The sequence below is a fragment of the Microcoleus sp. Pol12B4 genome (assembly GCF_036701385.1).
GTDB lineage: Bacteria > Cyanobacteriota > Cyanobacteriia > Cyanobacteriales > Microcoleaceae > Microcoleus.
On the sequence record NZ_JAUBQR010000073.1, the window covers coordinates 15,695 to 27,687 of the forward strand.

Annotated in this window: 16 protein-coding genes; 11 read left to right on the forward strand and 5 right to left on the reverse strand. The window is 45.4% G+C overall.

Features of this window, described 5'->3' with window-relative positions; genetic code table 11:
* Positions 1-34: 34 nt before the first annotated feature.
* From QUA38_RS12570 to QUA38_RS12610, 9 genes are all read left to right on the forward strand, one after another.
* Positions 35-364: a CdiA C-terminal domain-containing protein gene (locus QUA38_RS12570; RefSeq protein WP_333162183.1), complete on the forward strand. Its 330-nt coding sequence runs from the start codon at positions 35-37 to the stop codon at positions 362-364.
* Positions 365-574: 210 nt separating this feature from the next.
* The gene (locus tag QUA38_RS12575) at positions 575-958 is read left to right on the forward strand and encodes a hypothetical protein (RefSeq protein WP_333162185.1); all 384 of its coding nucleotides are present in this window, start codon (positions 575-577) and stop codon (positions 956-958) included.
* 55 nt (positions 959-1,013) lie between these two features.
* Positions 1,014-1,553 (forward strand): Uma2 family endonuclease, encoded by a 540-nt coding sequence (locus QUA38_RS12580; protein ID WP_333162187.1) that lies wholly within the window; start codon positions 1,014-1,016, stop codon positions 1,551-1,553.
* Positions 1,554-1,749: 196 nt separating this feature from the next.
* Positions 1,750-2,931 carry a GTPase gene (locus QUA38_RS12585; protein WP_333162189.1) on the forward strand — a complete coding sequence of 394 codons (1,182 nt, stop codon included), beginning with the start codon at positions 1,750-1,752 and terminating at the stop codon, positions 2,929-2,931.
* 160 nt (positions 2,932-3,091) lie between these two features.
* Positions 3,092-3,631 (forward strand): Uma2 family endonuclease, encoded by a 540-nt coding sequence (locus tag QUA38_RS12590; RefSeq protein WP_333162211.1) that lies wholly within the window; start codon positions 3,092-3,094, stop codon positions 3,629-3,631.
* A gap of 239 nt (positions 3,632-3,870) precedes the next feature.
* Complete coding sequence (locus QUA38_RS12595; protein WP_190740251.1) at positions 3,871-4,188, forward strand: 2Fe-2S iron-sulfur cluster-binding protein; 318 nt, start codon at positions 3,871-3,873, stop codon at positions 4,186-4,188.
* 57 nt (positions 4,189-4,245) lie between these two features.
* Positions 4,246-4,437, forward strand: coding sequence for a hypothetical protein (locus QUA38_RS12600; RefSeq protein WP_333127563.1), 192 nt, complete (start codon positions 4,246-4,248; stop codon positions 4,435-4,437).
* Entirely contained in the window at positions 4,434-5,516 is a 1,083-nt protein-coding gene (locus QUA38_RS12605) for a DUF3326 domain-containing protein (protein ID WP_333162192.1), read from the forward strand. Before QUA38_RS12600 ends, QUA38_RS12605 begins: the two co-directional genes overlap by 4 nt.
* A 31-nt stretch (positions 5,517-5,547) precedes the next feature.
* Positions 5,548-6,141, forward strand: coding sequence for a CPBP family intramembrane glutamic endopeptidase (locus QUA38_RS12610; protein ID WP_333162194.1), 594 nt, complete (start codon positions 5,548-5,550; stop codon positions 6,139-6,141).
* Positions 6,142-6,283: 142 nt separating this feature from the next.
* Here the strand turns inward: QUA38_RS12610 and QUA38_RS12615 are convergent, their stop codons facing one another.
* The 5 genes from QUA38_RS12615 to radA all read right to left on the reverse strand — a co-directional run bounded on the left by QUA38_RS12615 (position 6,284) and on the right by radA (position 10,002).
* Positions 6,284-6,688 carry a TIGR02588 family protein gene (locus QUA38_RS12615; protein WP_333162199.1) on the reverse strand — a complete coding sequence of 135 codons (405 nt, stop codon included), beginning with the start codon at positions 6,686-6,688 and terminating at the stop codon, positions 6,284-6,286.
* Positions 6,685-7,539 carry a TIGR02587 family membrane protein gene (locus QUA38_RS12620; RefSeq protein ID WP_333162201.1) on the reverse strand — a complete coding sequence of 285 codons (855 nt, stop codon included), beginning with the start codon at positions 7,537-7,539 and terminating at the stop codon, positions 6,685-6,687. Before QUA38_RS12620 ends, QUA38_RS12615 begins: the two co-directional genes overlap by 4 nt.
* A 341-nt stretch (positions 7,540-7,880) precedes the next feature.
* A complete protein-coding gene (locus QUA38_RS12625; protein WP_333162203.1) occupies positions 7,881-8,171 on the reverse strand; it encodes a hypothetical protein in 291 nt (96 codons plus the stop codon).
* Between the two features lie 56 nt (positions 8,172-8,227).
* Complete coding sequence (locus QUA38_RS12630) at positions 8,228-8,365, reverse strand: hypothetical protein (protein WP_333162205.1); 138 nt, start codon at positions 8,363-8,365, stop codon at positions 8,228-8,230.
* An 80-nt stretch (positions 8,366-8,445) separates the two neighbouring features.
* On the reverse strand, positions 8,446-10,002 hold the full coding sequence (gene radA / locus QUA38_RS12635; protein WP_333162207.1) for a DNA repair protein RadA: 1,557 nt from the start codon (positions 10,000-10,002) through the stop codon (positions 8,446-8,448).
* A 164-nt stretch (positions 10,003-10,166) separates the two neighbouring features.
* On the opposite strand from radA, the gene rpaB reads away from it, so the two are divergent.
* Positions 10,167-10,898, forward strand: coding sequence for a response regulator transcription factor RpaB (gene rpaB / locus QUA38_RS12640; RefSeq protein ID WP_071587789.1), 732 nt, complete (start codon positions 10,167-10,169; stop codon positions 10,896-10,898).
* A gap of 83 nt (positions 10,899-10,981) precedes the next feature.
* A complete protein-coding gene (locus QUA38_RS12645; protein WP_333162209.1) occupies positions 10,982-11,623 on the forward strand; it encodes a cofactor assembly of complex C subunit B in 642 nt (213 codons plus the stop codon).
* Positions 11,624-11,993 lie beyond the last annotated feature (370 nt).

Consider the following 11,993-nt stretch of genomic DNA (forward strand, 5'->3'; position numbering starts at 1 on the left):
TGCGATAATTCACCAAAATTTTAAATAACCAAAAATGGTGAATAACGGGACTAACCAAACCCCTAAGCAAAATTCGGCTAATTGTGGCAGTATTGATGAATCAGAAAGAGCTTTTGGTGCAACCGAAAGAGCGATTGCTGAATTTCTGGAAAGAGAGGGAAAGAATGTTAAAGCCTTGGTGGAAAAAACCGATGGAGGTAGAAATCCCGATGCTGAGGTAGATGGAAAACCCATTGAATTCAAAAGTCTGGATGCCGGTGCTACAAGCGCGACAGTAAAAAATCAGATCAACAATTCGATTAGACGAGGCGGACAGGCTAGGGATATAATTATAGATGCTATAGCAAGTCTATTTGAGTCGTGAATGTAAAACAACCTGAAACGCTTGTGATGATTGAATCGATTGTTTACAAATCAAATGGTTTTGCTATAGGGTGTCTGGGTTGATAGAGGCTGAAGCTGAACGAGGTTTGCAGAGGGCGAAAAATATTACACGCGGAAAAATTGATAGCGTCCGAATTATTGGCGATATCTATGACATCACTTTTACTGAGTTTCAATAAAGGAGGTTCTTATGTCTCGCACACTAGATATTTTTGTAGACTTTCCGCAGGAAATGGAACATTTAATCAAAGAATTAGAGTTTATATTGGCTCTAAAATTAGAGCTGGTTTCTGATGGCATTGACCACTGGTATGAGTTTCGTAACTCAACAATCACTCTTACAGTAGGAAAGTATGATTTTGAAAATGATAAAGAACTCAACTTTGAAGAATACCCTTACAACCTATCAATCAGAGCGCTGAACATCTCGAATGAACTTGATAGAAAAAAGTGGCGACATGAGTTTGCTAGTTATGTTCTCCACAAGTTGAAAACTACCGAAAGGTATCGTTTAATGCTGGTGGATGACTTACAAGTGAAGTTAGAGGAGTTTGCGCCATTGGTGAAGGTTTGATCGAACATCATACAGGCAAGTTCTGAAACCGATTTGTAAAAACGAGGAAATGACTATGGTCACTGCTACTGCTGTACAGGATAATTTTACTTTAGAAGAGTTCATCACCGAGCCGCCCGACAACATGGAAGTGGTAGACGGCCAACTTGTGGAGAAAAATGGCATGACACTAAAGACGGGTAAAATTCAGTTAAGCCTGGGGGATGCTTGGAAAAATTACAAAGATTCTAGCGGACAAGGTGGAGAGGCTTATGTCGAGGTTCCTTGCCGTACCAACCGACAAATTCGCCGCCCTGATGTCGCTTATCTCACACCCGAATTAGTGGCACAATTTGGCAATCTTGCCACTTTACCCCAAAGTTTCCCTTTAATTGCCGAAATAGTTTCACCCACTGATATCGCTGAAGATGTTTTTCTCAAAGCACAGGAATATTTAGAATCTAGCTGTCAGGAAGTCTGGTTAGTTTTTCCCGAAAGCCGTTTAATATTCGTGATGACTCAAAATCAAATATTGACATTTCGATCCGGCGATACCGCCAGCACCCAACAAATCCTGACAGGTTTTAGCATCGATGTCGATCGATTGCTAGCTTAAACTAAATTCTACAACCTTTCATTTAGCAGCACGCAACACAAAACTCTCCTCTACCCGTTGCACCAGTTCTTAAATCAAATTGCTACAATATTTTTAAGACTCCCCCAGGCCGCCTTCGCGGACTTCGTTTGTAGAGCATCGGAATTCTATTCGGTGGTATTGAATTAATATCCCACCCTTATCGGAGCAAACCGCCATGTCAGACGACTTTTCCTTAGACGAGCTTTTAAATAGAAGTTATTACGCCTTCAAAGACGCAGAAAACCAAGTGGGACAGTGCAATGTTTTAGTCATCGGCAAAACTGGTGTCGGCAAAAGTACCCTAATAAATTCCGTTTTTCGCCAACGCTTAGCAGAAACCGGAGTCGGCCGCCCCATAACTCAAGGCATTCGCCAATATACCAAACCGAATTGCCCAATTACAGTCTACGATACTCCCGGACTCGAACTCAACGCCGAACAAATTAAAGTTATTCAATTAAACGTTGCTAAACTGATTGAAGACCAAAGACTCCTGCACCCAAAAGAACACATTCACGTCATCTGGTACTGCATCAATCACAGCGCCAATAGAATAGAATCTGTCGAGGAAAACTGGCTCAAAGAAATGGAAGTCAAAGATGTACCAGTTCTTTTAGTGCTGACTCAGACGACATCTAAAAAGCCGGGCGAGTTTTTCAAGCAACTGGAACACATGAATTTGCCAGTCAGTCAAATTATCCCCGTCATGGCTGAGCCGGAAGAAATTGATGAGGATTATACAGTAAAATCTCACGGTTTAGATAAGTTGGTAGATGCAACTTTTCAACTGCTGCCGGAAGTAGCTAAAAAAGCTTTTGTTAAAGAACAAATTGCTAATATTGCGCTCAAATCCGATATGGCATTTAAGTATCTAAGTGCTTATGTTGCAGGTTCTGCAATTGTCGGTGCGACTCCTGTACCGTTTGCTGATGCGCCGATTTTGATGACGATGCAAACGGCAATGATTGCTAATATTACTGTAATTTTTGGAATGCCCTTTGATAAGGGGTTTATTTCGGCGATGCTGTCTGCTATTAGCGGCGCTGGCGGGGTTACTGCTGTCGGCAGAAGTATTGTTACTAATTTGATTAAAATGATTCCTGGTGCGGGTACAGTTGTCGGCGGTGCTATCTCCGGTGCAACCGCAGCAACTCTCACGCTTGCTCTAGGTTTGGCTTACATTGAAGTGCTTAAAGCTTACATGAAAGCTCAAGTTAATGGCGAACAACTTTCTTTGCAACAGTTAACCAAGATGTTTGTGGAAATGTACAAGGAGTATGCTAGTTCTGGGCGTAAAACTTTGAAGGATGAGCAACCGAATCCACCTAAGCCTCCCAATCAAATTAATATTGAGTAAATTGGGCATGGGGCATGGGGCATAGGGCATAGGTTATTTGTTAGTTCCAATTCCCAATTCCCAATTCCCAATTCCCAATTCCCAATTCCCAATTCCCAATTACCCATTACCAATTGATTGCTACAATATGAGTGAATTCTGCAAAAGGGAGTAAATGGCTATGGTAATGGCTGCCGTTTTATCAGAAAATGTTTCTCTAGAAGACTTTATGGCGAATCCCCCCGACGATATGGAATGGGTGGACGGGCAAATTGCGGAGAAAAATGGCATGACAGTAAAACACAGTCGCATCCAATCTAAACTAGATTATTCTTGGAGAAGTTATAAGATATCTAGCGGGCAAGATGGCGAAGTCTATACGGAGGTTCCTTGTCGTACTGACAGGCGAGTGCGCCGTCCTGATGTAGCTTATCTGACTCCTGAACTTGTTGCTCAATTTGGCGATGTTCCTACTTTGCCTCAAAGTCCGCCCTTAATTGCTGAAATAGTTTCTCCTACTGATAGTGCGGAAGAGATTTTTCTTAAAGCACAAGAGTATTTAGATTCTGGTTGTCTGGAAGTTTGGATAGTTTTTCCAGAAAGTCGCTGGATAATGATAATGACTCAAACTCAAAAGTTAACCTTTAACCAGGGTTCTACAATCAGCACTCAGTTAGTGCTAGCGGGTTTTAGTGTTGCTGTTGAGGAGTTGTTGGCTTGAAGGCAAAAATTAGTTACGTATAAGTGCTTTCTGGCCGAGTTCGCCCGTGATCCTCGTGATAATTTGTGAATAAGTCATTGACAAAATGCCACTCACCCCAGGCAATTAATAAAAATTTTTAGCAATAAAAAGTGCAGTTGTAAAGTTGCACAAAATCACCAAGAGCGGTAAAATACTCAGTGCTTTGTTTGCAAATTTACCGTAAATTCCAATTGGGAATTAAAACCAATCATTGAAATATGTCTAAGACTTACACTGTTGAATTGATCCACCAAGGCTCTACCTATACCGTAGAAGTGCCCGAAGATAAACAAATTCTGCAGGTGGCCAACGCTGCGGGCATTGATCTGCCTAACTCTTGCAATGCGGGGGTTTGTACTACTTGCGCTGCTAAAGTTATTGAGGGTGAAGTTGAGCAAGTTGATTGCATGGGCGTCAGTCCCGAACTTCAGGCAGAAGGTTATGTGTTGCTGTGCATTGCTTATCCCCGATCGAACTTGAAGATAGAAACCGAAAAAGAAGACATTGTGTACGATCGCCAATTCGGTAAATCCTAGGACTAAGCTAAAATTGAGCTAAGTACCGATCACAGTAAAACCACTATGGATCGCCCGATGACTACCCATTTCATTTCCGCAGAAGTTGACCTCCACGATACCGCCGAAGAATTGCACTCGGCGATTGAAATTGAACTGCAAAAGCACGGCGAACCCCTGCGGTGGGCAGTCACAGACGTGGATGTCGATCGGCAAAAGGCTGTGGTAGAAGGCTACGTGCTCGTGGAAGCATCCCCCGCAACAGTGTGAACCGGCGCCCTTTAACAGTGGTTTTGATAGTCCCCACAGGCGTTGGAGCCTCGATGGGGGGCTTTGCAGGAGATGCGCTGCCCGTGGCTAGGGCGATCGCCCAAATTTCAGACACCCTGATCACTCACCCCAACGTCCTCAACGGCGCTCAACTTTATTGGCCGATACCTAACGCTCTCTACGTTGAAGGTTACGCCCTTGACAAATTTGCTGCCGGATGCTGGGGCTTGCAACCAGTACATCAAAATCGCATCGGCTTAATCCTCGATGCCGGCATTGAACCAGACTTGCAGTTGCGCCACTTGCAAGCCGTTGATGCTGCTAGAGCTACATTGGGTTTGAATATAACCGATTGTGTTTTAACCGATCGCCCTCTGCAAGTAGAATTGCGTATTTCCGAATCAGGGGCATCTTGGGGGACGATCGGCAATCCAGACAGTTTATTGCGCGCTGCAGAAAAATTGATCGAACAAGCAAGAGTAGAGGCGATCGCAGTTGTGGCCAGATTTCCCGACGATGAAGGCAGCCTCGCCCTCGAAAACTACCGCCGCGGCAAAGGAGTTGACCCCCTCGCCGGCGCGGAAGCTGTAATCAGCCACCTCGTCGTCAGGACGTTTAAAATCCCCTGCGCCCACGCCCCTGCGCTTTCCCCACTTCCCCTCGATCCGCACCTGTCCCCGCGATCGGCTGCTGAGGAAATCGGCTATACTTTCCTACCTTGCGTGCTTGCCGGCCTCAGCAAAGCTCCTCAATTGGTAGCGCCAGAAAGCCAGCAGCACAATCAATTATCAATTACCGCTGATCGAGTCGATGCGGTGGTGATACCCGCCACAGCCTGCGGTGGCAGTGCTATTCTGAGTTTGAGTGGGCGATCGTCCGTACAAATCATCGCTGTCGGCGACAACAAAACCCAGATGCAGGCGACTCCAGAAAAACTCGGAATCAAAGCTTTGCAGGTAAACTCATATTTAGAGGCGATCGGAGTGTTGGTCGCTTTGCGATCCGGCATCAGTCCAGCTTCCTTGGGTGCAGACATCTCCTCCCTGCGTTGTTTGTCTGACTCAACAAAACAAATCTAAAATCTCAAACCTCAAATCTAAAAGTGATTAAGTGGCAGAAAAAATTCCCGAAAATCCTGAAATTGAACCCTTGACGCGCACCCAAGTTTTAGTAGCAATGGGCGTGACAGCAATTATGTTGCTGGCGGTAGCTAAATTGTGGTTGCTATTTGGATCGGTATCGCTTTTGCCAGTCAAATTAATAGGAATCGACTTGATCAAAGGATGTGCGATCGGACTGGCAATTACAGGCGGAAGTGCGATCGTTTATCAACTCTGGCCGGGTTATCGCCGGAGTGCGGATGTTTACTTAGAAGTAGTGCTCAAACCTTTGTTTTGGCCGGATTTAATTTGGCTGGGACTGCTGCCCGGACTTAGCGAAGAATTGCTATTTCGAGGCGTGATGCTGTCTGCTTTGGGATTGAATGTTACCGGTTTAGTTTTATCGAGTTTTTGTTTCGGCATTCTGCACTTGGGAGGCATGGATCAGTGGCCTTATGCTGTTTGGGCAACGGCTGTCGGATTGCTGTTGGGTTACAGCGTTTTAGCTACTGGGAATTTGTTAGTGCCAATTACGGCTCATATCTGTACGAATTTGATTTCTAGCTGTGTTTGGAAGTGGGAACACAATGGGGTGAAGCGGTAGAGCGATCGCACTACAATATTGAGGTCGGGGCGGGTACACCCGTATCTCTGCTTAATAACCAAAGTATTTTTAAACCCGCCCCCACCCAGCGACAAAATTTTATTAGGGTCACACTTACCGGACACGAGATTTGAAAACTTTGTTAAGGTAGTTTATAACTGCTCGATCGCACAATCAACTCACCTTGACTGGGGTCGCGGCTGAAAATAAAAGCTCCTTCTTGAGTTTCGCCGCTTGACAAAAAATCAATTTGTTGGTCGCCGGATTCCAAGACTTCGCCGTTGACGCGCAGTTCGGCAATAATTTGCACTGATTCGGCTGTTTCGCCGCCCGTGTTAGTTACTGTAAACGGCACGTAAAATTGCCCTCGAGTTTCGCGAATTGGCGAGTTGCGAGTGACGGAAATAATCGGAGGTTCCTGCTTTTTAGCCAGCCAGTTGTAGAGTACGAGTCCGGTGAGGGTAAAAAGGATCAAGCAGGCGATCGCAAATGTCGCCCATTCAGCAGGAGTTCTTTTTTGTTGCTGTTCGTTATTACTTTCACTCATACTGCCAACCTCCCCGCGGCGCCGCCAATAGTCGCGGGCAATCCCAATACTAACGTATAGCTCAACCAAATCGACCACGGGTCGTCAAAACTGAGTTTTTGGAAGAAAAACATCATAAATGCAGAAGCCGCCAGCGACACTAAATACGCCATAACTGTTTCGCTGAGGGGACGCTGAAAAATCCCTTGCTGTTGCTGCCGTTTTGCTTGATAAGTAAAGCCTGCTACAAATACAATACCGTAGGAAATTAGCAGCGAAGCGGCGATAATTGCTAATTGCCAAGGCGGTGAAATACCTGCCGCTAGCATGGGAATTTCGTCAGTTGGGGCGATGTTGAAAGCAATGATCATCGCGCCGATTAAAGTAGCGCCGATATCTGCTACAGTTGGATTGATTGTAGGTTCCTTTTCGCTGTCTGAGCTTTGATAGCGATCGCCGCTCAAGAAACCGCTTGCTAGGGCAACTCCCAAGGCAAACGGCAGACCTTCAAAGATGATTTTCCCCAAAGTTTCTTGCAGCGGAGTCTCCAGCGTAATTTCCCTGAGCAAAAATAAGACAAAAGCCGCGCAGACAATGCCGATGGCGATCGCTTCTACGGTATCGATTGCAGCATCTAGCCAGCGGATGTCCTTAGTTTTGCGAAAACCTTCAGTGCGAGTCAGCAAGAAAACGACGATAAAGGTAGTTGCGATGGCGATCGACATTTCCGCTGGTTTAGTATACGAACCGATCCACCAAACCTCCATCGTATAAAGCAGGGGAATCCCGAATAAAAAGCCGCCAGATGCACCTCTAATGATGTCGTTTAGTTCATTTGACCACTGATTTTTGCGTCTTTTTGATTTCTTCATTTTTTAGTAAAAACGTACCTCAAAAAAGGCAATCTATAATTTAACATATTTCAAGTGTTATCGTAGATAGCATTTGCACTCAACTTTGTGCATAATCTATTAAAAATTACTGTCTATAAATTCCCGCCTGAGTACAAATTGCTCTCACTGCCGCTGATTTTATTTGATCGTGGTTAGGCATTACTAACGGAGTCTCCGTGCCCTCCTGATTTTATCGCACTATGACAATATATTCGCGTTCTCTAATAATCCGAAAACCCAACAAGTGAAATATTCTGATGACTCGTCTTTTAGGATCATCGACAGGAAAGTTCGACATTAAATAGCCACCTCTGCTTTTACTAAAAAAGTCTCATCGCAGGTGATTCGTTTTCCATTGTTTCTTTGCCAAATACTTCGATGTAGCAACGAATAGCTGCCTTGACATCAGCTAAGGCTTCTTCATAGGTGTCACCTTCACTAACTACGGCACCTTTGATACCAAGGGCATAGGCTACATAACCATCGAAATGTTTTTCACTGATGATTTTAAATTGTTTCATCTTCGCCTTTTTATTTTTAAACTCACTTAATTCACCACACCCGCGCGATCTCATAAGAATCAAAATAAAGGCATGAGTGTCCAACAACATCCTCATTCCATATACTCCTTAAATTCTTCTAGCGGTTCGTCAAAATCATCCGCCATCTAAACCATTCCTTTAGCACTTCCTGCTTGCCGATTGGGTTTAGTTTGTTTGGGAATTCCTACCAATTTTACAACAGGCTCGTTATCTTTACTAATCGAAACTTCTTTACCTATCATCGCCACTTCGATTAATTCCAATTTTTTTTAGCCTCAATAGTGTCTACTAGATATATATCTTGTGCCTCCTTAATATCAATCTACAACATCACCATTCTAACTCAATTCGATAAATCCTCTTCCTCCAAATCCACAGGCTGAAACTCTAAATCACCAGGCTGCAACTGAGCCGGAGTAGCCGGAATCGCCGCAATAATTGCATCGATTACTTTAGCCACCGGAATAATATCCATCCCCAACTCCGGCACCGGTTGATTCTTAGGAATAATCGCCCTTTTGAAACCCAATTTCGCCGCCTCCCTCAGCCGCAATTCTAATTGGGAAACCGGCCGCACCTGTCCCCCCAAACCCACTTCTCCAAGCAAAACTGTGCGTGCATCGATTACCCGATCGCGAAAACTGGCGACAACGGCGATCGCAACTGCCAAATCCGCCGCCGGTTCATCCACCTTCAGCCCACCCACCGTCGCCAAAATCACATCTAATTTAGATAAAGGAATCCCCACCCTTTTCTCCAAAACAGCTAAAATTTGCTGCAATCTAGCATTGTCCACACCAGTAGTAGTGCGGCGCGGCGAACCGAAACTTGCAGGGCTAACTAACGCCTGAATTTCCACTAAAATCGGTCGAGTTCCTTCGCAAGTAACAGTCGTCGAAGTACCGGGAGAAAATTCATCTCTATTCCCTAAAAACAACTCCGACGGATTATCTACTTCTCGCAAACCGTGGGCTACCATTTCAAAAACACCGATTTCGTGAGTCGCGCCAAAACGGTTTTTCATCGATCGCAAAAGCCGATGAGAAGCAAAGCGATCGCCCTCAAAATACAGTACAGTATCTACCAAATGTTCCAAAACCCTCGGCCCGGCCAAAGCTCCATCTTTCGTAACGTGACCGACAATAAATAAAGTAATATTTTCCCTTTTCGCTACCTGCATCAAAGCCGAAGTACATTCCCGCACCTGAGCCACCGAACCCGGAGCCGATGTTAAACTAGCAAAATAAATAGTTTGGATACTATCAATCACCGCTACATTCGGTTTCAGCGCTTCCAACTCCCGCAAAACAACTTCTAAATCCGTCTCGGGAAGCAAATAGAAATTCTCCGCTGAATTGTCCTCGGAATCCGTTTTAGCTTCCCCATTGCTGCGGGATTTATGCCCGCCGTTGCTTGACAACTCAACCGGATTAGCCACGCCTAAACGCTGCGATCGCAACTTCACCTGCTGGCCGGACTCCTCCGCACTGACATACAGTATCCGATCCTTGCGGGCCAACATATTCGCCACCTGCAACAGTAGCGTCGATTTCCCGATTCCCGGTTCCCCCCCAATCAACACCAGGGATCCGGGAACAATCCCGCCTCCCAAAACTCGATCGAGTTCCCCGTAACCCGAAGGCCAGCGAGACTGAGTTTGGTCAGCAATCTGCGATAATCTGAAAGATACCCTTGGTTGACCCTTCGACTTATCAGGGGGCGAACCGCCCACTGTCTTAGTTGTCACCCCAGTTAAACCAGCCCGCGGCACACCAGCAGTAGGTTGTTCTATCTGCTCGTCAAAAGAATCCCACTTCTGACAGCTAGGACACCTGCCAAAATATTGTGGTGAATCATACCCGCATTCCCGACAAATATATTGTACTCGAGGCTTAGGCATTGTTTACTATGATAAATAGTCACCCTAACATTTAGAAAAGTCTGAGTTAAAGCAATTATCAAGCTTTCAGACCGATCGCCACACATGATTCAATTTGTGTCTTCTATGATAGGGTACAAAAAAATAACATTATCTGAAATGTAACTTAAGGAGTGCTCGGTAACTTGGAAAACCATAAAGAAAAAATTCTGGTAGTCGATGACGAAGCCAGTATCCGCCGCATTCTGGAGACTCGCCTTTCCATGATTGGCTACGATGTCGTCACCGCTGCTGACGGCGAAGAAGCTCTCGAAACATTTCGCAACACCGAACCCGACTTAGTGGTTTTGGACGTGATGATGCCGAAGCTAGACGGTTACGGCGTCTGTCAGGAGTTGCGCAAAGAGTCAGACGTACCCATCATCATGCTAACCGCTTTGGGAGACGTAGCCGATCGCATCACCGGTTTAGAATTGGGCGCCGACGATTACGTCGTCAAACCTTTTTCTCCTAAAGAACTCGAAGCCCGCATCCGTTCGGTACTGCGAAGGGTTGACAAAAACGGAGCATCGGGAATTCCCAGCTCCGGAGTCATCCACGTCACCAATATTAGGATTGACACCAACAAGCGCCAAGTTTACAAAGGCGACGAACGAATTCGGCTCACGGGCATGGAATTCAGCCTGTTAGAACTGCTTGTCAGCCGTTCTGGAGAGCCTTTTTCGCGATCGGAAATTTTGCAGGAAGTGTGGGGATACACGCCAGAACGCCACGTAGACACCCGCGTAGTGGATGTTCATATCTCGCGGCTTAGGGCTAAGTTGGAAGACGACCCCAGCAATCCCGAATTAATTCTCACCGCCCGCGGCACAGGCTATCTGTTCCAGCGAATTGTCGAAATTGGAGAAGTAGGATAAAGTCAGTTGGCAGTTGGCAGTTGGCATTAGTTAAATTACCAACTACCAATTACCAATGACTAATGACTAATGATTGCTGAGTAATGACTAAATCTGATCCCAATAGAGTTTTGCGGCAATTGCCGTTAGTTGCAGGAGGGTTAGCAGGTACGCTGCTAATGGTCAACCGCTTGCTGACAGAGCAAATCACAGATTCTCAAGCTCGATCGGACGCTTTGGGAGTAATTGTCAGCGCTTTGCTGATTTTAACAGGTTTGCTGTGGCAGCAGGTGCAAGCGCGATCGCCCGATTCCGTAAAACTTATCGGCGAAGAAGGTTTTGAATTTGCGCTGGATTTGCCGGAGGCTGTGAAAATAGAATTAGCCTGGGCGTCGCGTTTGCTATTGACAAATACCGCCACAAGGTCGATCGTAATTGTGTATCAGGGAAAAGTCCTATTGCGGCGTGGCATTTTAGGCATCAATCCCGAAGTCAAACCAGGGCCGATATTGCAGCGAGTGCTCGACAAAAATAAACCAGTTTATTTAGTAAATCTCAATATTTATCCTGGTAGAATAGAATTTGACTATTTGCCAGAAAATACTCAAGGAGTTATCTGTCAGCCGATCGGCACCCAAGGCGTTTTAATTTTAGGTGCTAACGCACCCCGCAGCTATACAAAACAAGATGAAAACTGGGTTGAAGGCATTGCCGACAAACTAGAAAATACCATCAATCGATTTTAGATTGTAGATTCTAGATTGTGGATTTTAGGTTTGAGATTTGAGATTTTAGGTTTGAGATTCTAGATTGTGGGTTTTAAATTGTGGATTTGAGATTGTGGATTGCACAATGCCAGCCCTGTCAAGGTGCGATCGTCTTCGAGGGGTACGCTAACGACCGATTTGCCTCATTCTAGGTGTTGGCTATCGGCAATAAATAAGACTTATTACCGATATCTTTTGAAAACAAGAAGAGGGAGCGCCCCCCCAACGAAATTTCCAGAGTTTGAGATTCTTCTTCACCACTTCTGAGCCGGCTGCGTGCACAGGGCGAATCTTAGTCCTCAACAACGCTCTCCGGGTGCGCTAGGCGCACCTTACTAGCTCAAAACTC